Here is a 20080-nt window from a genome sequence, read left to right on the forward strand (position 1 = left end):
TAAATAACAAGTCGGCCTCGTGCCGACTTGTGTCATTCAGGTTGTTGAGAGGAATTTTGTGCCTAAAAGTAAACGCGATTATTACGAAGTGCTTGGTGTTGCGAAAGGTGCCAGCGATGAGGAGCTAAAAAAGGCTTATCGGAAAATGGCGATGAAGCATCACCCCGATCGCAACCCCGATAGCAAAACAGCGGAAGCCCAATTCAAAGAAGTTAAAGAGGCTTACGAAACCCTTACAGATCCAAACAAGCGCGCTGCTTATGATCAATATGGTCATGCGGGCGTGGATCAGTCTAGTGGGTTTGGCGGCGGCGGCTTTGGCGGTGGTGGTTTTGCAGATGCCTTCGGCGATATCTTCGGTGATATTTTTGGCCAAGGTGGTGGACGTCAGTCGGGACCACAGGTTTATAAGGGTGCTGATTTACGTTACAACATGGAGATCACTCTCGAGCAAGCTGCCGAGGGTTACACCACGCAAATTCGAGTACCAAGCTGGAGTGATTGCAAGCCATGTCACGGAACCGGCGCAGAGCCTGGCAGCAAAGCTGAGAGATGTACTACTTGTGATGGTCATGGTCAAGTTCGTGTCCAACAGGGCTTCTTCTCAATGCAGCAAACTTGCCCCAAGTGTCGCGGCACTGGTGAGTACATTCCGAAGCCATGCAAGACTTGCCATGGCAGCGGTAAACATAAAGAACAAAAAACACTCGAAATCAAAATCCCTGCGGGTATTGATGATGGCATGCGCGTTCGCTCAGTTGGTAACGGCGAACCTGGCGTGAATGGCGGACCATCTGGTGATCTTTATGTAGAAGTGAGAGTTAAGCCCCACAAGGTATTTGAGCGCGATGGCAGCGATCTGCATGTGCAAATGCCGATCTCTTTTGCAACTGCAACGATTGGTGGCGATATTGAAGTTCCAACGTTGTCAGGGCGCGTCGAGTTTCCGATTCCTGAGGGTACGCAGACTGGTAAAACATTCCGTTTGCGCAACAAGGGAATTAAAGGTCTACGCTCAACTATGGTTGGTGATCTCTTCGTTCACGTTGCTGTTGAGACCCCAGTAAAGCTGACTGATGAGCAAAAGAAATTACTGCAAAAATTTGATGACAGCTTGAAGTCTGGTGGCGACAAACACAACCCTCATCAAAAGGGTTGGTTTGATGGTGTGAAGAGTTTCTTTAGTTAACTAGTAGCTCAAGCTTATCCAGCAAAGCCGTGTTCGGGTCCGGGGAATTTTCCGGATTTCACTTCTCGAACATAGGCTTTGACGGCTGCCTCAATCGAGGCGTGACCATCTAGAAAGTTTTTAACAAACTTTGGTGGCTTTCCAGGGCTGATGCCCAGCATATCTTGCAGAACCAATACTTGGCCGGAGCAATCTGCTCCCGCGCCGATTCCAATCGTAGGAATGGAGAGCGACTCGGTAATCAGCTTACCCAATGAAGACGGAATTGCTTCGAGCACAATCATTTGCGCACCAGCTTGCTCGCAAGCAATCGCTTGTTCGAGCATCAAGCTTGCAGCGTCTTTAGATTTACCTTGAACTTTATAGCCGCCGAGGATATGGACAGATTGGGGTAGCAAGCCCAGGTGCGCGCAAACAGGAACGCTGCGCTCTACTAAATACTGAATGATGTCGATTTGCCAATCACCACCTTCAAGCTTGACCATATCCGCACCTGCGCGCATGAGTTCTGCTGCTGAATCCAGGGCTTGGACTGGATCGCCATAGCTGGCAAAAGGAAGATCGGCAATGATGAAGGCGTGAGAGTTGGCGCGGGCCACGCATTCTGTGTGATACGCCACTTGCTCAACGGTTACCGGGGTGGTGCTCGAGTGACCTTGAATCACATTACCCAGAGAATCCCCAATCAGGATGGTTTCGACCCCGCAGCGATTTAATAGGGCTGACATCGTTGAATCGTATGCCGTCAGCATAGTAATTTTTTCATCCTCGGCACGCATGGCGAGGAGCTTAGAAATCGTAATTGGCTTTTCGCCTTGTAAGTAACCCATGGCGTGAGTTTAATGAATTAATGCGCTGATTGGCTATAAACGTCTTTTTCACCGCAATTACAGTTGCGGCAACGTAGTTTTTCGATGCGCTGCTCTGCTACATTGGGTAAGTAGGCCTTGAGTTCGCCCCAGTTCGGCAAAAAGAAATCAGGGGCAATTTCCAGTAAAGGCAGGAGGACAAAGGAGCGTTCAGTGATTCTAGGGTGGGGAATCGTGAGTTCGGTATCTGTTTGGGATACGCCCTCGAATGCCAGAATATCCAGATCAATCGTGCGGGGTGCATTGGCGTAAGGGCGCTCACGGCCAAATTCTTGTTCAACCGCTTGGCAAACGTGCAATAAGCCATAAGGACTTAATTGCGTTTCAATTTCAATCACTGCATTGATGTAGTCGCCACCAGTAGCTTGGAAGGGCGCACTTTGGTAGAAGCAGCTTTTGGTTAGGATTTGGAGTTCGCAGCGCTGCGCAAGGCACACAATCGCGTCAGTAATAAGCTGACGCGTGTCACCGATATTGCCGCCAAATCCAATAAAAGCTCGAGCCATGCTCATTCCAAACGAGAGAAAACTACACGAAACTACCGAATCTACTTTACTGAATTTTTCTCAAGTCTGCTTAGTCTGCTGCACCTTCAGTGGGCGTAGCTACTTTGGCTTTTCTACGGCGACGTCTTTTTGTAGGGGAGGCGCTATTTCCAACCTCATTTTTGACGCTAGCCATCAAGGCTTCCTGGCCTTCTGGATCGGTAGCAATGAAGTCAGTCCACCATTGCCCTAGAGAGGGATTTTTCTCCCCAGTGGCGCAGCGCAGCAACATAAAGTCATAACCCGCTCTAAAGCGTGGTGATTCAATCAGGCGATAAGGGTAGCGTCCAACTCGCTTTTCAAAACGGGGCTGCATGGACCAGATTTCTCGCATATCGCTTTCGAAGCGACGCTGAATGACCATGCCGCTACTTTGGCTGGCAATAGTCTCATCCATCGCATCATGCAGTGCTGGAATATTAGAAATCCCTTTAGCGATATTCTTTTTCCAATTACTCAGTAGATCAGGCCAGAGTAAAGTCGCAAACAAGAATCCTGCGGAAACACTTTTCCCGGATTGAATACGTTGGTCGGTATTCGCAAGGGCAATGCGTACAAAATCATTTGCTTCTTTTGAATTTGCACTTTTATCTAATATGTGATCCAGTAAAGGTAGGAGGCCGTGATGTAGTCCCGCATCCTTCAGGCCTTGAATCGCAGCCCATGAGTAACCTGACATGAGTAGCTTAAGGATTTCATCGAAGAGACGAGCGGATGGAACATCATGAATCAACTTGCCTAATTTGGCGATAGGAGCGCGTGTTGCTGCATCTAAAGTAAAACCTGTCTTCGCGGCAAAACGAACTGCCCTCAACATGCGAATTGGATCTTCGCGATAGCGCTTAGCTGGATCACCAATCATGCGCAGAGTTTTCTTCTGCATGTCGGCCATGCCACCGTGATAGTCGAGCACGGTCTCGGTAGCGGGATCGTAGTACATCGCATTAATGCTGAAATCCCTGCGAGCAGCATCCTCATGTTGGCTGCCCCAGACGTTATCGCGTAGGATGCGGCCATTTTCTGCTACGTGCTCGCCAGCGTTTTCTAGTAAGGCTCTGAAGGTGGATACCTCAATGATTTCAGGTTGGCCTTTGCCAAAGAAAGTCACGTGCACAATCTGAAAGCGGCGGCCAATCAGGCGCGCTTTGCGGAACAACTTTTGTACTTGCTCGGGCGTGGCATTGGTTGCCACATCAAAATCCTTTGGACCAATACCTAAAGCTAAGTCTCGCACTGCGCCACCGACAATAAAAGCATCATAGCCAGCTTGCTGCAATGTTTGGGTCACCTTCACGGCATTTTTAGATAGCAAATGTGGGTCAATGCGGTGAGATTTTTTAGGGATTCGTTTCGGTGCGCCAGAGGTATGGGCCGCAGTATGTCGGACCATTGGGTCGCGACGCAAAATACGTTTAATAAATTTGGTAATCATGCAAACAGTTCAAGTATGGGCCAGTGACGTTTTGCGGCTTCATCACGTAGGCGAGCATCTGGATTAGTAGCAATAGGGTTACTAACTTTTTCCAGGAGAGGTAAATCATTCATAGAGTCTGAATAAAAATAACTTTGTGGCAATTGGTCTAATGCGAGATCTTGTGTGGCAAGCCAATCATGTACTCGTTGAATCTTGCCTTCTCGAAAACTCGGGATGCCTTTAACTTCGCCGGTGAAAGCGGCGAGAGGGCTATCTCCCGCAGTGGCAGGTTCAGTAGCTACGAGATGTTCAATGCCAAAACTTTCTACGATGGGGCGAGTAACAAAGCTGTTGGTTGCAGTCACAACGCAGCAAAGGTCGCCAGCATCTTGGTGGCGCTTTACTAAATCAAGCGCTTGTTGACGTATCTGGCCAGTAATCACTTCTTGCATAAATGCGTCATGCCATTCTTTGAGCTGTGCACGAGAATGCTCCGAGAGTGGCTTCAAAGCAAAGCGCAAGAACTCCTGAATATTGAGCTTGCCATCTTTGTAATCTTGATAGAAGCGTTCATTTTGCTGTGCATAGTATTTGCTATCTACTACGCCAATACGCGCCAAGAACTGACCCCATTCGTAATCGCTATCGCAGGGGAGAAGAGTGTGATCTAAGTCGAACAGTGCTAATCGGGTCATTAATTTATTTGGGCTGTAAAAGCTCTCTAACAAGAGGCAAGGTAACAGCACGTTTTGTTTCTAGTGAATAAGCATCCAAAGCATCAATCAAGGCCATGAGGTTTGGCATATCGCGATAAAAGCGATTTAACAACCAAGGCAATACATCTGGGGATAAAACCAAGCCGCGCGCTTGCGCTGCTTGCTGTAAGGCCTCTATTTTCTCATCATCGCCCAAAAGATGAGTTTGAAAGATCAAACCCCATCCTAGACGGGTGCGAAGGTCTTCTCTAAGGCTTAAAGCGCCAGGGGCGGCATTGCCTGCCATGAAGATGTGAATGGCTTTGCTGCCCTGAATGGCATTCAGAATACGAAATAAAGAGGCTACCAAGCGCTCATCAAGTCGATCCACGTCATCCACAGTGATTACAGAGGGTTTATCGCTTGCACAGAGGGTGAGCAGGCTTTCTTCTAGGCGTACCCAAGAAATCGGTTCATTGGGGGTGAGGGGGAAATACTCCAAACCCAATTCCTGGGCGGCATCGCCAATAGCGCTTAGCAAATGGGTGCGACCAGAGCCTTCTGGTCCCCACCAATAGATCCAGCGTTGGTTCAGCGGATCTTCACTAGCCTCTCTTGGGGCGTTTATTTCCCAAACTTTGACTAAAGCCAACAAGGCCGAGTGCAGCGCCAAGTTTTCTCCAGCTAGAAAATTACTTAAGCTGGGTTTAGGTGTGTGACTAATATCAAGCGCAAACTGTTTTGGTAGTGAGGAGTTATTCATTGCTGCAGAAACTTATTTTTGATACCAAGAGCTTTGGGTGTAGCGTGACCAGCCATACTGTAAGAGCACCAAACCAACTGCACTAGTAGGTAATGCCAGTAACACACCAAAGAAGCCAAATAATTTCCCAAATAACAGCAAAGCAAAAAGCACTGCGACCGGATGTAAGCCAATTCGTTCGCCAACTAGGCGTGGTGTGAGGAAGAAGCCTTCAATAAATTGTCCTAGTCCATATAGCACTAGGACGCCAATGATTGCACCCCCAGGCCCAAATTGTAAAAGGGCCGCAAGGATAGCTAAGGTAAAGCCTAGGGTAATGCCGATGTAGGGAATCACAATCATCAGAGCGGTGAATACGCCTAATGCTGCCGCACCTTTAATGCCGATTACGCTTAAGCCAACGCTATAAAAAACAGACATGATGGAAATAACGATCAGCATACCTCGAAGATATTGCGATAGCAGTCCATCCGCATGCATGGCTAAGTGGTGTACTGTTTCTTGCGCACGTAGCGGAACGATTTTTCTAATGAGTTTAAAGAAGTGATCCCAATCAATCAGAAGATAAAACATGACAAATAGGATCAGAACTGCATTCACAAAGCCGGCAATCACAGAGCTGCCCGAAGTCAGCACTGTCTCAACAGTGGAGGACATGAGGGCGTCGGAATTGTCGTTGAAGTGGTCAGTAATCTTTTGGGTGGCGCTAGATTTGAGGGTGCCCCAATCCACATTGATGTGAAATTCACTTAACTTAGGCCCAAGCCAAGATTGGGTGTTTTGGATCCAATCCGGAAATTGGGCTTTAATGAGGGGGATTTCAGTTTTGAGGAGGGTAATAAACAGGCTCAAAATCAAAAAACACACTCCAAGACCAATAATCATGGCAATCCCGGCAGCAGCTGCGCGGGGTAGGCGACGCCTCTCAAGCCACAAGCAAACTGGGCGTAGGGCATAAGCCAGAATAAATGCGGTCAGAAAAGGGGTAAAAATTTCAGCCATCGTGCTCGAATCCTCTAGAATTCAATGATTCTACCGACCAAGTAGTGTTTTTTACTAATCTTCTATCTCTGCCATGAACTCATCTACTAATTCTTCCTCAAAAGGCCTTTCCTACCGTGACGCTGGCGTCGATATTGACGCTGGGGATGATTTGGTGGATCGCATCAAGCCTTTGGCTAAGAAAACCATGCGCGAAGGCGTATTGGCTGGGATTGGCGGCTTTGGCGCCCTGTTTGAGGTGCCAAAACGCTATAAAGAGCCGGTATTGGTATCTGGCACTGACGGCGTTGGCACAAAATTGAGATTAGCTTTTGAGTGGAATCGTCACGACACGATTGGCCAGGATTTGGTGGCGATGAGTGTGAACGATATTTTGGTTCAGGGTGCTGAGCCCCTCTTTTTCTTGGATTACTTTGCCTGCGGCAAGCTCACTGTAGATACTGCGGCCACTGTAGTTGGCGGCATTGCCAAAGGTTGCGAGCTGTCTGGTTGCGCACTCATTGGTGGTGAAACTGCTGAGATGCCTGGCATGTACCCTCCAGGTGAATATGACTTAGCTGGCTTTGCTGTTGGCGCAGTTGAAAAATCCAAAATTATTACTGGTGCAACCATTACTCCTGGCGATGTCGTTTTGGCAATTGCTTCGAGTGGCGCACATTCCAATGGTTACTCATTGGTTCGCAAAATTATTGAGCGCGCGGGCGCCAAGCCAACCGATGATTTGGGTGGCCGCTCTTTGGGTGATGTGGTGATGGCTCCTACGCAAATTTATGTGAAGCAGTTGCTGAAGTTGATCGGAGAGGTCAATGTGAAGGGCATGGCGCACATCACTGGTGGTGGCTTGGTGGACAACGTGCCACGCGTGCTCCCAGAAAATACGCAAGCTGTATTGCATCGCGATAGCTGGCAAATGCCAGAGCTCTTCCGCTGGTTACAAATGAAGGGTGGCGTAGCGGATGCAGAAATGGTGCGTGTATTTAACTGCGGTATCGGTATGGTGGTGATCGTCACTGCCGATCAAGCGGATGCTGCAATCCAATCGCTCAAAGCTGAAGGTTTGCATGCTTGGACTGTTGGCGAGGTTGTAGAGCGTCCAGCTGGTGCGCCGCAAACTATCGTTATTTAATACTCGGTCAAAGCCTATTTGCTTAGGCTTTGTTTGCAGTACTCTATGGCCGCTTTCAACTCATCTGGGTTGAAAGGGTCAAATGTTTTTCTTCCGGCAATCGCGCGCAACCAAGTTAACTGTCGCTTACCAAGCTGTCTAGTCGCGGCCAGTGCTTTGTAGCGCATTTCAGCTTGATCAACTTCACCAGATAGATATTCCCAGACTTGTCGATAGCCAACAGAGCGAATGGCAGGTAGATCACAATGCAGGTCAGGATTTTTTCTGAGTAACTCAACTTCCTCTAGCAATCCACCGACCAGCATTTCATCAAATCTTTTTTCTAAGTTCTGATGCAGGCGCAAACGATCACTTGGTTCTAGTGAGATCAGATCAATCCAATCTGGGATGGATGATCCTTCTCTGCCATCTTCGCTTGGCGAATCTGCCAAGAGCCCCGACATGGGTTTGCCAGTAATTTCATAAACCTCTAAAGCACGTTGTACTCGTTGAGAGTCATTGGGCTGTAAACGTGCGGCGGTAACGGGATCTACTTTGGCTAGCTCAGAATGCATCGCAGGCCAGCCAATCGCTTTGCCTTGTTCATCGAGACGGGCGCGGATCTCTGGATCTGCAGGTGGGAGGGAAGATAGGCCATATGCCCATGCGCGCCAATACAACATCGTGCCACCCACCACAACCGGAATATTTCCGCGCTTCCGGATTTCCTGGCACAGCCGCTTGGCATCATTTGCGAAGCGCGCGGCTGAATAGGATTCAGTGGGATCCAGGATATCGATTAAGTGGTGCTGAACCGCAGCTTGTTCTGCTTTAGTTGGTTTGGCGCTACCAATATCTAATCCGCGATATACCAAGGCGGAGTCCATGCTGATTAATTCAACGGTTTGACCTATGGATTTGGCATGCTCCGCTAATGCCATGGCGAGATGGGTTTTGCCTGCGCCTGTGGGGCCAACAATACACAGTATGGGTGGCTGATCAGATGGATGCGTAGGCTGAATGTGAAGTTCAGTTTGCATACCGCATTATAGGAATGAAATGCCGCAATCGGTATTACTAGCCTGTTAATATCCTTGCAACTAATACATGGAGCGCGATTTGATCGATACCTTATTGCAGTTAGGCGATTTGCTGTTGCACATTGATCGTCATTTAGACGTAGTGATTCAGCAATATGGCTATTGGGCGTATGGCTTGCTCTTCGCTATTGTTTTTGCCGAGACCGGTTTGGTAGTTGCCCCATTTTTGCCAGGTGATTCATTATTGTTTATTGCCGGAGCCTATTGCGCTACTGAGCATTTCAATCTGTGGACCCTTTGTATTGGATTGTTAATCGCGGCTATTGCTGGCAATACTGTGAACTACTTCGTTGGTCGCTGGATTGGCGAAAGAATTTTTAGTAGCCAGTCTCGCTGGATTGATCAAGCGGCTTTACGTAAGACACATTCTTTCTATGAGAAGCATGGTGGTAAGACGATTATCGTAGCCCGCTTTTTGCCGATCATTCGTACCTTCGCGCCATTTGTTGCTGGCGTTTCAGCAATGAACTTCTCTCGCTTCCAGTTATTTAATGTTACTGGCGCACTCTTGTGGGTTTTTGGTTTAGTTGTTGCCGGCTACTTCTTTGGCAACATTCCCATCATTCGTCAAAACCTGAATGTGATCGTGTTGATTGGTATTGGTGCTGCAGCTATACCAATTGTGCTGGCTGCGCTATACAAAATATTTCAGCGCAAAAAGAAATAAAGATTAGAAATAAGATCGTTGAATTGGGCTGCTTAGTGCAGCTTAGTCTGACTCTCTAGCGTAGCGATATGCTCACGAATGTCTGCTGCATCTTCTGCGCCAGGCATTTCGCTTAAGTAGCGATGCAGATCCGCTATCGCAGGACGAACATACTCTAGTTGCGCAAAGATCAAACCACGATCACGAACCTCTTCAGTTGAATCTGGCAGCAAGATCACTAGACGCTCTTGAATGCCCAGTAGCCGCTCCCAGCGCTCATCTTCCGAATAAATCATTTTGAGATTTCTCATGAAGCGCGAGAGGATTTCGCGAGAGCTAGAGGCTCTCAAGAAAATATTCAATGGCAGGCTGAGATCGCCGCGATAGCCTTTGGCATCGAGGTATGGATCGAGCATCTCTTGCAATTGATTTTTTGAGAGGGAATCACCATTCAAGGGATCCATGATGATTTCGCCTTGTTGCAAGGAGATGCGCATCATGAAGTGATTTGGGAAAGATACGCCACGAATATTCAAACCAATTTGCTGTCCGAGCTCCATCATCAAGATGGCTAGAGAAATCGGAATGCCGCGACGATTCTCAATGATCTGATGCAGATAAGAATTCTCGGGCGCGTAGAAGTCATTCGGATTGGGACCAAAGCCCAACTCGTTGTAAAAGAAATGCTTGAGTAACTGCAGGCGCTGAATCGGTGGCGTATCCGGAGTAATGCGTTGCTTTAGTTTATTGCCCCACTGATCGATCTGATCAAGCACTCCTTGGACATCGAGGTCAGGGTAGGCATGTTGTGCAACTGCTACCGTCGCCTCGGTTAAGGGGAAGTGTTCGTCTTCAGCAACGAGGGATGTGAAATAGTCGAGTTGTTGTGTTGGCATACGAGCTATTTTGCATGACGTAGGAATTTTTGCCAGCGAATACCGACAAGGCCTAAAGCTGCAAAATAAACCACTGCAGCGGCAGCTAGCCAAGCGGCCACTAAACCTACTCGAGTCCAGGGGGTAGATTGAAGTGCTATCCAATCATGCGCGGTGGCTGCGTAATACAGTAGGAATGCAAAAGGAATTAAAGCCAGCAATAACTGCCCTAGATACTTAAGCCAGGCAGCACTGGGTAGGGCGCCACGTCGATGCAGGCCTACCCAAAGGAGCGTGGCATTCAGGCAGGCGCCAGTACCAACAGAGAGTGCAAGACCGGCATGCCCCAACCAAGGAACAAAAACTAAATTGGCTAATTGGGTTGCCACCAAGACTAGTAGGCCAATCTTTACTGGCGTGCGGATATCTTGCCGTGAGTAAAAACCGGGAGCTAAGATCTTCACCAAAATGAGGCCAATCAGTCCAACGCCATAAGCTGCTAAAGCACGCTGTGTCATCAAGACATCCAAGGCGTTGAACTTGCCGTAGTGATACAGAACTGCTGCTAGTGGCTCACCAAAAATAAAGAGAGCAATTGCGCAAGGAGCAGCTAGCAAAAAGGTGAGTTGCAATCCCCAAATGAGAAGTTCACCAGCATGTACTAAATCATTTTTTGCATTTGCTTTGCTCAGGCTTGGCAGCAAAACCGTTCCCAGAGCTACACCTAAGAGGGCCGTCGGAAACTCCATCAGGCGATCTGCATAAGAGAGCCAGGACACGCTACCCGCTTGTAAGCGAGAAGCAATATTGGTATTGATGATGAGGGAAATCTGAGCAACAGAAACTGCAAAGACCGCGGGGCCCATTAATTTCATGACGCGCCTTGCGTCCGGATTTTTAACTGCTGCTTTGATGGCGCCTGGCAAAAGACCTACCCTAGGTAATAAGCCTAGTCGGGAGAGCGCTGGAACCTGAATCGCGAGCTGCAAAAAACCGCCCAAGAGCACGCCGATGCTGAGGGCGTAAATCGGTTGATCCAGATGGGGCGCCAGAAAGATGGCGCTACCAATAAGGGCTAAATTGAGTAAAACCGGGGTAAATGCCGGAATTGCAAAGCGGCCAAAGGTATTGAGGATCCCGGCTGACAGGGAAACCATGGAAATAAGGCCAATATAGGGGAACATGATTCGGGTCATGACCACGCTTGCCTCGTAGGCAGGGCCACCTTCAAAGCCTGTAGCTATGGCCAGAATCAACAGAGGGGCGCCAATAACCCCCAGGAGTACCGTGAGCAGCAAAGCCCAAAATAAGAGCGTAGCAACGGCATTTACGAGGATTTGGGACTGTTTTACATCCCCTTGACTCGAAATTTCTCCCAAAATAGGGACAAATGCCTGAGAAAAGGCCCCCTCGGCAAAGAGTCGACGTAGCAGATTGGGTAGTCTGAAGGCCACATTAAAGGCATCCGTCCACTCTGAAGCCCCAAAACTACGGGCAATCAGGGTCTCCCGGAGTAGTCCGGTGATCCTGGAGAGCATCGTGAGGGAACTGACCTTAGCGGCAGCAGAAAGCAGATTCATGGGCTAATTTTCCCCTATTTATCAAGCGACTGGGCTTTTTTAGTCCTTTAATGTAAAATCTTGGGTTTTGGTGAGTCAGCTTGCAAATTTGGCGAACCCACGCAGATTTTCAGTTAATCGTATTTTGTAATTTTTATATAGCAAGGTTTAAAGATGGCCAATACCGCACAAGCGCGTAAACGCGCACGGCAGGCAGTAAAACAGAATGAACACAACTCCAGTTTGCGTTCAAAGCTTCGCACTTCCATCAAGGCAGTTCGTAAAGCAATTGAAACTGGCGACAAGGCTGCTGCAGCTAAAGTGTTCGCAGCAACTCAATCAACAATCGACAAGATTGCTGATAAAAAGATTGCTCACAAAAATACTGCGTCACGTCAGAAGTCACGTTTGTCTGCAGCTATCAAGGCAATGGCAGCGTAAGACTTTTATAGTTTTAGGCAGACTCTAGAGAAATCAGAGTCTAAGCCCGCTCCTTATCAGAGCGGGTTTTTGTTTTTAGGGCTGGGATTGTGAATTCGGTTCGAATTCACAGGCTTCTTCGATTGGTAGGCTGTTGTCTTTGGCAAAGTTCATGACAAAGTCGAGCGCTCTCGGATCAAGATCTCTTAGTCTGGTATCAATAACAACGCATTTCACTTTTGCAATAACCACTGGCCTGACATAAGGCGAGTAAGTGAAGCGGGGGTCGCCAGCATCGCCTGGCGGGCGAAAAGTGGCCATCACCCCGCAAAGACGTTCGGCCCAGTCACTGGGACGAAAAGGTTTGCCAGAAGTTGTAATGCCTTGAATGAAAAGCTTTTTGTGGTTCAAGTTGGCGTAGAAATCGTTGTAAGGAATCAGTGTTGCTCAGCCCTCTAGCTTAACAGTCTGCGAAGGCCTTAAGATGACTTTAGGAACTATTTTCGTGCAGTTCGATGCTCCAAACAAAAAATGCAAGCTAAAACTCTAGTAGAAAGCTCAACAATGACATCTTTGGCAAAGCCTCAAGTGCCTGGCCAGGTTAAGCATTACTTGCAGTTTGCTGACCTGACGCGCGAAGAGTACGACTATCTCCTCAAGCGCTCTGCTTGGCTCAAGACCAAGTTCAAAAGTTACGAGACTTGGCATCCTTTGCATGATCGCACTCTAGCGATGATTTTTGAGAAGCATTCAACCCGCACTCGCCTTTCTTTTGAGGCGGGCATACACCAGCTTGGAGGTCATGCCGTATACCTGAACACCCGTGATACCCAGTTGGGTCGTGGCGAGCCCGTAGAAGACGCTGCGCAGGTAATTTCTAGGATGACTGACATCATCATGATCCGCACTTTTGGCCAAGAGATTATTGAGCGCTTTGCTGCCAATTCTCGTGTGCCAGTGATCAATGGTCTAACCAATGAATATCATCCTTGCCAAGTATTGGCTGATATTTTTACCTTTGTAGAGGCGCGCGGCCCGATTCAGGGAAAAACAGTTGCTTGGGTGGGTGATGCCAACAATATGGCTTACACCTGGATTCAGGCAGCAGAGTGTTTGGATTTCCAAATTCGCTTCTCTGCTCCTGGTGGCTACCAGCTGGATGATTCCAGATTGACTGCTAAAGCATTAAAGCATCTCACCGTTTGTAGCGATCCAAAAGAGGCTTGCAAAGGCGCAGACTTAGTTACTACTGATGTATGGACCAGCATGGGCTATGAGGATGAAAATACTTCTCGTATGGCTGCCTTTAAAGACTGGATGGTGGATGAAGAGTTGATGTCATTAGCCAAGCCAGATGCTTTGTTCATGCATTGCTTACCCGCACATCGTGGTGAAGAGGTTTCTGCGGAAGTGATTGATGGTCCTCAAAGTATTGTTTGGGAAGAGGCTGAAAATCGTTTGCATGTTCAAAAGGCTTTGATGGAGTATCTACTCTGTGGTCGTTTGGACTAATTTAAGTAATTTGTCTTTGTTGGTTATTGATTAATTTTTGATTGAATAGAAATCATGTCTGATATTAAAAAAGTAGTTTTAGCGTATTCCGGTGGTCTTGACACTAGCGTGATCTTGAAATGGCTTCAAGATACATATCAATGTGAGATCGTTACTTTTACCGCCGATTTAGGTCAGGGCGAAGAGCTTGAGCCAGCACGTGCTAAAGCGCTGCAGTTTGGCATCAAGCCAGAAAATATTTTTATTGATGACTTGCGTGAAGAGTTTGTGCGTGACTTTGTATTCCCCATGTTCCGCGCCAATACCATTTACGAAGGTGAGTATCTTTTAGGTACTTCCATCGCACGCCCATTGATCGCTAAACGTCAAATTGAGATTGCTCGTCAGACTGGTGCGGACTCTGTTTCACACGGTGCTACCGGCAAAGGTAATGACCAGGTACGTTTTGAGTTGGGTTACTACGCACTTGAGCCAGGAATCAAAGTTATTGCTCCATGGCGTGAATGGGATTTGCTCTCTCGTGAAAAATTGATGGCCTATGCAGAAAAGCATGGCATCCCAGTTGAGATGAAACATAAGCAAGGCGGCTCACCATATTCCATGGATGCCAACTTGTTGCACATCAGTTACGAGGGTCGTCATCTCGAGAATCCAAATGCTGAAGCTGAAGAATCCATGTGGCGTTGGACGGTCTCTCCCGAGAAAGCTCCAGACGCCCCAGAAATCATTGAAATTGAATTCCGTGCTGGTGATCCAGTGGCGATTAATGGAAAAGCTTATAAGCCACACGATTTGTTGGCTGAGCTCAATCGCATCGGTGGTATGCATGGCATTGGTCGACTCGACTTAGTTGAGAACCGCTTTGTTGGTATGAAGAGTCGTGGCTGCTATGAAACTCCTGGCGGCACTATCTTGTTAAAAGCGCACCGCGGTATTGAGAGTATTACCTTGGATCGTGAGGTAGCTCACCTCAAAGATGACTTGATGCCACGTTACGCTAGCTTGATCTACAACGGTTTATGGTGGGCGCCAGAGCGTCTAGCTTTACAAACCTTGATTGATCACACGCAACAGATGGTCAATGGTGTTGTGCGCCTGAAACTCTACAAAGGATCTGTCTCTGTGATCTCACGTGACTCAGCAAATACTTTGTTTGATCAAACGATTGCTACCTTTGATGATGACGGCGGTGCCTACAACCAGGCTGATGCTGGTGGATTCATTAAGCTCAATGCTTTGCGTATGCGGATTGCTGAAACTGCAAGACGTAAGCGTGCTAAATAATTTAGATAAATAACTAAGCAGTAATTCAGATTAGAAAGAATAAAGATGCAATTTGATCAAGTCTCTGTAGGTAAAAAAGCCAATGTATTTTTCGATGGTAAGTGTGTATCTCACACTGTGACCTTGCCAAACGGCATTCGCAAGTCAGTTGGTGTTGTGCTGCCAAGTACTTTACGTTTTGACCTCAGTACTAAAGAAGTGATGGAAGTGGTTGATGGTAATGCGTTTGTTAGCATCAACGGTGCTCCAGAAGTCGAGTTCAAGGCTGGTCAAAGCTGGGAAGTGGAGAAGGGTGGTTACTTCATCATTCGTGCCGAGTCTCCAGTGCACTATGTTTGCCACTTTGAATAAGTAGGCGAGCAAGCAAGAGAAGCACTCTTCTTGTATCTAAAAGAAAACGCAGACCGAGGTCTGCGTTTTTGTTTCTATGGGTGCCAATAAGCTTTTACTTCTTAGGCAGGCCCTGAATTACTGTGCCAGGGACAATGACTCTCTCGGAGAACCACTGTTTGTTCATCTCTAGCGCGTATCGGACTGCTGCCTTAGGGCAGTGGTTGTTGGTAGTCTCGGCCTGCATCTCTTCGATATTCACGATCTTGCCATCATCCGCAATGAAGGCGATGGATAGTGGAATCTTGGTGTTGTTCATCCAAAAGCAATGCCCCGCCTTTTGCTCAAAGATAAAAAGCATGCCGGAGTTGGTGGGCATGCTGGTCCGATTCATGAGTCCAACTTCACGGGCCTTGGGGGTATCTGCTAGCTCTGCCTGAATGCGGTAGATGCCAGCTTTAAGTTCAATCGTCGGTAGGCCAACATTTTGCTGTGCAAATGTCGCGCTTGAAAAGCTGCCGACAATCGCCGCCAATGTAAATATGAATTGTTTGATGTTCGGTAAACGCATGATGTTTTAAGTGATTGGTGTAAGTGAGGGTAATTCTAAGGCAGGGCCGGTATGGCAAGAAAATACAGGCGAAAAAAACCCAGGAACAAGTCCTGGGTTTTAGTAATGATCTAAAGCAGATTAAGCTGCTTGGATATTAGTAGCTTGTTTGCCTTTAGGACCTTGGGTAATGTCAAACGTTACCTTTTGGTTTTCCTTGAGGGTTTTGAACCCAGGCATTGTGATTGCGCTGAAATGCGCAAACAACTCTTCTTCACCATCATCAGGTTTGATAAAGCCAAAACCTTTTGCATCATTGAACCACTTAACAATTCCGGTCGCCATGCGAACTCCATTACATAAACTTAAAACAACCGTGATGAGGGTGAATACTTTTTAATCAGTCTCGCTCTACAACACGCCTAAATAGGACTTCAAATAAAGCCTACCCCCTGATTGTTTGCCCTTTATGGTGGGGTGTCAAGGGGTTGGGCAAAGATAGTTACTGTTAAAGCCCCCTTTTTTTATCGAAAAATGCCCCAATATGGGGTTAAGAGCCCTTTCTTGATGGTTTTTTGCAACAAAGCCCTCAAATCCAAATTTTTATATCTGTGTTTAGAATGTTTCTCATGAGTCGTACAACGAAAAATCCCACGGTTGGCAATCCAAACAACCCTCACATCGAAGACACCATTCTTCTCGAAAAGCAGGCCGAGAAACTAAAAGCTCCTTCGATGTATAAAGTTTTACTATTGAATGACGATTACACGCCAATGGAATTTGTGGTGATGGTTATTCAGGAGTATTTTAATAAAGATCATGAGACAGCTACACGGATCATGTTGCAGGTTCATTTAGTTGGCAAAGGCATTTGCGGTGTATTTACACGTGATGTTGCGGCAACAAAAGTGCATCAAGTTATCGAGCTCTCCCGCGAAGCGGGTCACCCACTACAGTGCACTATGGAGGAAGCATGATTGCCCAGGAACTAGAAGTCAGTTTGCACATGGCGTTTGTTGACGCACGAGCTTCAAGACATGAATTCATTACGGTGGAGCATTTACTCGCCGCCTTGTTAGATAACGCAACCGCAGTCGAGGTTTTAAAAGCCTGCGCTGTCAATATTGCTGAGCTGCGTGCGCAACTCAAGAACTTTATTAATGACAACACACCCGTTGTCCCTGGTAACGATGAAGTCGATACGCAGCCAACCTTGGGTTTTCAGCGCGTGATTCAGCGCGCCATCATGCATGTGCAATCCACCTCAAATGGCAAGAAGGAGGTTACTGGCGCCAACGTGCTCGTAGCTATCTTTGGTGAAAAAGATTCGCATGCGGTCTATTTTTTGCAGCAACAAGGTGTGACTCGTCTCGACGTAGTGAACTTTATTAGCCACGGTGTACGCAAAGATCAAGCCGAGAGTGTGAAGCCTGCTGAGGCTGCTCAAGAGACGGAAGATGCATCGTCCGGTGGCAAAGAGAGTCCTTTAGAGCAATACACCCAGAACCTCAATGTTCTAGCTAAGCAAGGCAAGATTGATCCACTGATTGGGCGTGATAGCGAAGTTGAGCGCGTGATTCAGGTGCTTTGCCGTCGCCGCAAAAATAATCCGCTATTGGTGGGTGAGGCTGGCGTGGGCAAGACCGCGATTGCTGAAGGTTTAGCCTGGAGAATTGTGAAGGGTGATGTGCCTGAGATCTTGGCTGATGCCACAGTCTATTCATTAGATATGGGTGCGCTATTGGCGGGTACTAAGTACCGCGGAGATTTTGAGCAACGCTTAAAGAGTGTTTTGAAGTCTTTAAAAGACAGCGAACATGGCGTTTTATTTATTGATGAGATTCATACCTTAATTGGTGCGGGTGCTGCATCAGGCGGCACCTTGGATGCGAGCAATTTATTAAAGCCCGCACTATCGAATGGTCAGCTCAAATGTATCGGCGCAACCACCTTCACTGAGTACCGTGGCATTTTCGAAAAAGATGCCGCCTTGTCGCGTCGATTCCAGAAGGTGGATGTGGTTGAGCCAACTGTAGATCAGACAGTGCAAATCTTGCGTGGTTTGAAATCACGCTTCGAAGAGCATCACGGTGTTAAATACGCCTCCGCCGCTTTGGTAGCTGCGGCTGAACTGTCTTCGCGTTACATCAATGATCGCCATTTGCCTGATAAGGCGATTGATGTGATTGATGAGGCTGGTGCCGCGCAGCGCATTCTGCCGAAGTCTAAGCAGAAGAAAACCATTGGCCGTCCAGAGATTGAAGAGATCGTTGCGAAGATTGCTCGCATACCGCCACAGTCTGTAACTGTGGATGATCGCAGCAAACTACAAACACTAGATCGCGATATTAAGAGTGTGGTGTTTGGTCAAGATCCTGCTATTGAGGCATTAGCGAGCGCTATTAAGATGACTCGCGCTGGTCTTGGCAAGATCGATAGACCAATTGGATCATTCTTGTTCTCTGGCCCAACTGGCGTGGGTAAGACTGAAGTTGCTAAGCAGCTTGCTTATATCTTGGGTATTGAGCTTCTGCGTTTTGATATGTCCGAGTACATGGAGCGTCATGCAGTTAGTCGTTTGATCGGTGCGCCTCCAGGATATGTAGGCTTTGATCAGGGCGGCTTATTGACTGAGGCTGTCAATAAGAAACCGCATTGCGTTCTCTTGCTAGACGAGATTGAAAAGGCTCATCCAGATATTTTCAATATTCTCTTGCAGGTAATGGACCACGGCACTCTTACGGATAATAATGGCCGCAAGACTGACTTCCGTAATGTCATCATCATTATGACTACCAATGCTGGTGCTGAAGCGATGCAGAAGTCTACGATTGGCTTTACCAATGCGCGCGAGTCCGGTGATGAAATGGCCGATATTAAGAAGTTCTTTACGCCAGAGTTCCGCAACCGTTTAGATGCGATTGTTTCCTTCAAGGCACTTGATGAGACCATCATCATGCGTGTAGTGGATAAGTTCTTAATGCAGCTAGAAGAGCAACTTCATGAGAAGAAGGTGGATGCCACATTTAGCCCTGCATTACGTGCGCATTTAGCTAAACATGGCTTTGATCCACTCATGGGTGCAAGACCAATGCAACGCATTATTCAAGATACGGTGCGTAAAGCTTTGGCTGATGAGCTACTTTTCGGAAAATTGGCGCAGGGCGGTCATGTTGACGTTGACATTGATGCTGATGGCAAAGTTCAACTTCAGTTTGATGCCCCAGTGATTCCGGGTAAGAGACCAAAAGCTGATGTAGCTCCTGTTGAGGAGATTTAATAGGAAATAAAAAAACCACCTTCTGAACTGACCCCTAGTAGTTGGACAATTTAATTAGGTTAGCACGAGGGATTGAGTTCGGTATTGCACCGGACTTAATCCCTTTAGTTTTTGTTTGATCCGATCATGGTTGTAGTAATGGATGTATTCCTTTAGTTCTGCTTTAAATGATTCGACATCATCAAACTTCTGTTGGTAGAAGAACTCGGTCTTCATCACTCCAAACCAGTTCTCCATCACGGCGTTATCTAGGCAATTGCCTTTTCTAGACATACTTTGAGTAATACCCTGCTGGTGTAGGGCCTGTTGATAAATCCCCATCTGGTATTGCCAGCCTTGGTCAGAGTGCAATACGGGCCTGTCTTCATACTTGAGTCGTTTGAAGGCACTCTTGAGCATCTGCATCACCGAGCTAATCTGCGGGCGATCCGCAATCTCATAGGAGACGATCTCTTGGTTGTATAAATCTAAGATGGGCGAGAGATAAACCTTCTCGCCTTTGATATTGAACTCGGTCACATCGGTCACCCACTTTTGGTTGGGTTTGCTAGCTACAAAGTGGCGCTCCAGTAGGTTGGGCGCTACCTTACCGACAGATCCCTTATAAGACTGGTATCGCTTAGGGCGCACGGTGGATTTGAGCCCAAGTTGTCCCATGAGCTTTTGTACAGTCTTGTGGTTTAAGTATTGATGTTGATTGCGTAGCTCTAGTAGTACTCGCCGGTAGCCATAACGACCCTTGTGGCGATGGTAGATTGCGCTAATTTGAGTCTTAGCATCCAGATAGGGATCGAGCTCATGATGACTACTGGCTGCTCGCCAGTAGTAATACACGCTTTTAGCCATCTTGGCGATCAGCAGTAAGTCTAATAAACGGTAATGCGGCCTTAGCTCAGTAATTACTTGGGCTTGTTCTCTTTTACAGCTTTGCTCTGAGCTAAG

General features: G+C 47.4%; 22 protein-coding genes. 9 read left to right on the forward strand and 13 right to left on the reverse strand.

Features of this window, described 5'->3' with window-relative positions:
- The first annotated feature begins 58 nt into the window (after positions 1–58).
- Complete coding sequence (dnaJ, locus tag ICN11_RS08825) at positions 59–1189, forward strand: molecular chaperone DnaJ (RefSeq protein WP_015421905.1); 1131 nt, start codon at positions 59–61, stop codon at positions 1187–1189.
- Between the two features lie 14 nt (positions 1190–1203).
- Here the strand turns inward: dnaJ and panB are convergent, their stop codons facing one another.
- The 6 genes from panB to ICN11_RS08855 form a co-directional block, all read right to left on the reverse strand.
- Positions 1204–2019, reverse strand: a complete 816-nt coding sequence (panB, locus tag ICN11_RS08830; RefSeq protein WP_216230064.1) for a 3-methyl-2-oxobutanoate hydroxymethyltransferase — start codon at positions 2017–2019, stop codon at positions 1204–1206.
- Between the two features lie 17 nt (positions 2020–2036).
- Positions 2037–2564 carry a 2-amino-4-hydroxy-6-hydroxymethyldihydropteridine diphosphokinase gene (gene folK, locus ICN11_RS08835; RefSeq protein WP_216230065.1) on the reverse strand — a complete coding sequence of 176 codons (528 nt, stop codon included), beginning with the start codon at positions 2562–2564 and terminating at the stop codon, positions 2037–2039.
- A gap of 70 nt (positions 2565–2634) precedes the next feature.
- On the reverse strand, positions 2635–4035 hold the full coding sequence (gene pcnB / locus ICN11_RS08840) for a polynucleotide adenylyltransferase PcnB (RefSeq protein ID WP_216230066.1): 1401 nt from the start codon (positions 4033–4035) through the stop codon (positions 2635–2637).
- A complete protein-coding gene (locus tag ICN11_RS08845; RefSeq protein WP_216230067.1) occupies positions 4032–4712 on the reverse strand; it encodes an HAD family phosphatase in 681 nt (226 codons plus the stop codon). Before ICN11_RS08845 ends, pcnB begins: the two co-directional genes overlap by 4 nt.
- A 4-nt stretch (positions 4713–4716) precedes the next feature.
- On the reverse strand, positions 4717–5475 hold the full coding sequence (hda, locus tag ICN11_RS08850; RefSeq protein WP_216230068.1) for a DnaA regulatory inactivator Hda: 759 nt from the start codon (positions 5473–5475) through the stop codon (positions 4717–4719).
- A gap of 12 nt (positions 5476–5487) precedes the next feature.
- On the reverse strand, positions 5488–6477 hold the full coding sequence (locus tag ICN11_RS08855; RefSeq protein WP_216230069.1) for an AI-2E family transporter: 990 nt from the start codon (positions 6475–6477) through the stop codon (positions 5488–5490).
- Between the two features lie 73 nt (positions 6478–6550).
- On the opposite strand from ICN11_RS08855, the gene purM reads away from it, so the two are divergent.
- The gene (gene purM, locus ICN11_RS08860; protein ID WP_216179680.1) at positions 6551–7603 is read left to right on the forward strand and encodes a phosphoribosylformylglycinamidine cyclo-ligase; all 1053 of its coding nucleotides are present in this window, start codon (positions 6551–6553) and stop codon (positions 7601–7603) included.
- A gap of 14 nt (positions 7604–7617) precedes the next feature.
- Here the strand turns inward: purM and miaA are convergent, their stop codons facing one another.
- A complete protein-coding gene (gene miaA, locus ICN11_RS08865) occupies positions 7618–8622 on the reverse strand; it encodes a tRNA (adenosine(37)-N6)-dimethylallyltransferase MiaA (protein ID WP_216230070.1) in 1005 nt (334 codons plus the stop codon).
- Between the two features lie 67 nt (positions 8623–8689).
- Here miaA and ICN11_RS08870 point away from each other — a divergent pair, with 67 nt between their 5' ends.
- Positions 8690–9349, forward strand: coding sequence for a DedA family protein (locus ICN11_RS08870; protein ID WP_216230071.1), 660 nt, complete (start codon positions 8690–8692; stop codon positions 9347–9349).
- Between the two features lie 32 nt (positions 9350–9381).
- On the opposite strand, the gene ICN11_RS08875 is transcribed toward ICN11_RS08870, so the two are convergent.
- Positions 9382–10224 carry a SirB1 family protein gene (locus ICN11_RS08875; protein WP_216230072.1) on the reverse strand — a complete coding sequence of 281 codons (843 nt, stop codon included), beginning with the start codon at positions 10222–10224 and terminating at the stop codon, positions 9382–9384.
- A gap of 5 nt (positions 10225–10229) precedes the next feature.
- The gene (gene murJ, locus ICN11_RS08880) at positions 10230–11783 is read right to left on the reverse strand and encodes a murein biosynthesis integral membrane protein MurJ (RefSeq protein WP_216230073.1); all 1554 of its coding nucleotides are present in this window, start codon (positions 11781–11783) and stop codon (positions 10230–10232) included.
- Between the two features lie 153 nt (positions 11784–11936).
- Between murJ and rpsT the strand changes: the two genes are divergently transcribed.
- Positions 11937–12203: a 30S ribosomal protein S20 gene (gene rpsT, locus ICN11_RS08885; RefSeq protein ID WP_015421893.1), complete on the forward strand. Its 267-nt coding sequence runs from the start codon at positions 11937–11939 to the stop codon at positions 12201–12203.
- A gap of 75 nt (positions 12204–12278) precedes the next feature.
- Here rpsT and ICN11_RS08890 read toward each other — a convergent pair whose 3' ends face one another.
- A complete protein-coding gene (locus tag ICN11_RS08890) occupies positions 12279–12593 on the reverse strand; it encodes a DUF3579 domain-containing protein (RefSeq protein WP_216230074.1) in 315 nt (104 codons plus the stop codon).
- A gap of 153 nt (positions 12594–12746) precedes the next feature.
- Here ICN11_RS08890 and argF point away from each other — a divergent pair, with 153 nt between their 5' ends.
- From argF to ICN11_RS08905, 3 genes are read left to right on the forward strand one after another with little or no spacing between them, the layout of a single operon-like run.
- A complete protein-coding gene (gene argF / locus ICN11_RS08895) occupies positions 12747–13694 on the forward strand; it encodes an ornithine carbamoyltransferase (RefSeq protein WP_216230075.1) in 948 nt (315 codons plus the stop codon).
- A gap of 54 nt (positions 13695–13748) precedes the next feature.
- Positions 13749–14978: an argininosuccinate synthase gene (locus tag ICN11_RS08900; RefSeq protein WP_215333849.1), complete on the forward strand. Its 1230-nt coding sequence runs from the start codon at positions 13749–13751 to the stop codon at positions 14976–14978.
- A gap of 45 nt (positions 14979–15023) precedes the next feature.
- A complete protein-coding gene (locus ICN11_RS08905) occupies positions 15024–15329 on the forward strand; it encodes a pyrimidine/purine nucleoside phosphorylase (RefSeq protein ID WP_216134724.1) in 306 nt (101 codons plus the stop codon).
- A 94-nt stretch (positions 15330–15423) separates the two neighbouring features.
- Here the strand turns inward: ICN11_RS08905 and ICN11_RS08910 are convergent, their stop codons facing one another.
- On the reverse strand, positions 15424–15879 hold the full coding sequence (locus ICN11_RS08910; RefSeq protein ID WP_216863177.1) for a DUF192 domain-containing protein: 456 nt from the start codon (positions 15877–15879) through the stop codon (positions 15424–15426).
- Positions 15880–15999: 120 nt separating this feature from the next.
- Positions 16000–16203: a cold-shock protein gene (locus ICN11_RS08915; protein WP_011903586.1), complete on the reverse strand. Its 204-nt coding sequence runs from the start codon at positions 16201–16203 to the stop codon at positions 16000–16002.
- 275 nt (positions 16204–16478) lie between these two features.
- Between ICN11_RS08915 and clpS the strand changes: the two genes are divergently transcribed.
- Both clpS and clpA read left to right on the forward strand, forming a co-directional pair.
- Positions 16479–16835 (forward strand): ATP-dependent Clp protease adapter ClpS, encoded by a 357-nt coding sequence (clpS, locus tag ICN11_RS08920; RefSeq protein ID WP_062310600.1) that lies wholly within the window; start codon positions 16479–16481, stop codon positions 16833–16835.
- Positions 16832–19138: an ATP-dependent Clp protease ATP-binding subunit ClpA gene (gene clpA / locus ICN11_RS08925; protein WP_216230076.1), complete on the forward strand. Its 2307-nt coding sequence runs from the start codon at positions 16832–16834 to the stop codon at positions 19136–19138. The genes clpS and clpA overlap by 4 nt, the downstream gene beginning before the upstream one ends.
- A 54-nt stretch (positions 19139–19192) precedes the next feature.
- Here clpA and ICN11_RS08930 read toward each other — a convergent pair.
- Positions 19193–20080, reverse strand: an 888-nt coding sequence (locus tag ICN11_RS08930) for an IS3 family transposase (protein ID WP_216230077.1), incomplete at its 5' end; no start/stop codon positions are given.

It is taken from the genome of Polynucleobacter sp. 78F-HAINBA, assembly GCF_018882325.1.
In the GTDB taxonomy this organism is placed as follows: Bacteria; Pseudomonadota; Gammaproteobacteria; order Burkholderiales; family Burkholderiaceae; genus Polynucleobacter.

Excerpts from the sequence above, each read along its gene's own strand:
- panB (WP_216230064.1), bottom strand. The coding sequence starts at position 2,019 with ATGGGTTACTTACAAGGCGAAAAGCCAATTACGATTTCTAAGCTCCTC.
- folK (WP_216230065.1), bottom strand. The coding sequence starts at position 2,564 with ATGGCTCGAGCTTTTATTGGATTTGGCGGCAATATCGGTGACACGCGT.
- pcnB (WP_216230066.1), bottom strand. The coding sequence starts at position 4,035 with ATGATTACCAAATTTATTAAACGTATTTTGCGTCGCGACCCAATGGTC.
- ICN11_RS08845 (WP_216230067.1), bottom strand. The coding sequence starts at position 4,712 with ATGACCCGATTAGCACTGTTCGACTTAGATCACACTCTTCTCCCCTGC.
- hda (WP_216230068.1), bottom strand. The coding sequence starts at position 5,475 with ATGAATAACTCCTCACTACCAAAACAGTTTGCGCTTGATATTAGTCAC.
- ICN11_RS08855 (WP_216230069.1), bottom strand. The coding sequence starts at position 6,477 with ATGGCTGAAATTTTTACCCCTTTTCTGACCGCATTTATTCTGGCTTAT.
- purM (WP_216179680.1), top strand. The coding sequence starts at position 6,551 with ATGAACTCATCTACTAATTCTTCCTCAAAAGGCCTTTCCTACCGTGAC.
- miaA (WP_216230070.1), bottom strand. The coding sequence starts at position 8,622 with ATGCAAACTGAACTTCACATTCAGCCTACGCATCCATCTGATCAGCCA.
- ICN11_RS08870 (WP_216230071.1), top strand. The coding sequence starts at position 8,690 with ATGGAGCGCGATTTGATCGATACCTTATTGCAGTTAGGCGATTTGCTG.
- ICN11_RS08875 (WP_216230072.1), bottom strand. The coding sequence starts at position 10,224 with ATGCCAACACAACAACTCGACTATTTCACATCCCTCGTTGCTGAAGAC.
- murJ (WP_216230073.1), bottom strand. The coding sequence starts at position 11,783 with ATGAATCTGCTTTCTGCTGCCGCTAAGGTCAGTTCCCTCACGATGCTC.
- rpsT (WP_015421893.1), top strand. The coding sequence starts at position 11,937 with ATGGCCAATACCGCACAAGCGCGTAAACGCGCACGGCAGGCAGTAAAA.
- argF (WP_216230075.1), top strand. The coding sequence starts at position 12,747 with ATGACATCTTTGGCAAAGCCTCAAGTGCCTGGCCAGGTTAAGCATTAC.
- ICN11_RS08900 (WP_215333849.1), top strand. The coding sequence starts at position 13,749 with ATGTCTGATATTAAAAAAGTAGTTTTAGCGTATTCCGGTGGTCTTGAC.
- ICN11_RS08905 (WP_216134724.1), top strand. The coding sequence starts at position 15,024 with ATGCAATTTGATCAAGTCTCTGTAGGTAAAAAAGCCAATGTATTTTTC.
- ICN11_RS08910 (WP_216863177.1), bottom strand. The coding sequence starts at position 15,879 with ATGCGTTTACCGAACATCAAACAATTCATATTTACATTGGCGGCGATT.
- ICN11_RS08915 (WP_011903586.1), bottom strand. The coding sequence starts at position 16,203 with ATGGCGACCGGAATTGTTAAGTGGTTCAATGATGCAAAAGGTTTTGGC.
- clpS (WP_062310600.1), top strand. The coding sequence starts at position 16,479 with ATGTTTCTCATGAGTCGTACAACGAAAAATCCCACGGTTGGCAATCCA.
- clpA (WP_216230076.1), top strand. The coding sequence starts at position 16,832 with ATGATTGCCCAGGAACTAGAAGTCAGTTTGCACATGGCGTTTGTTGAC.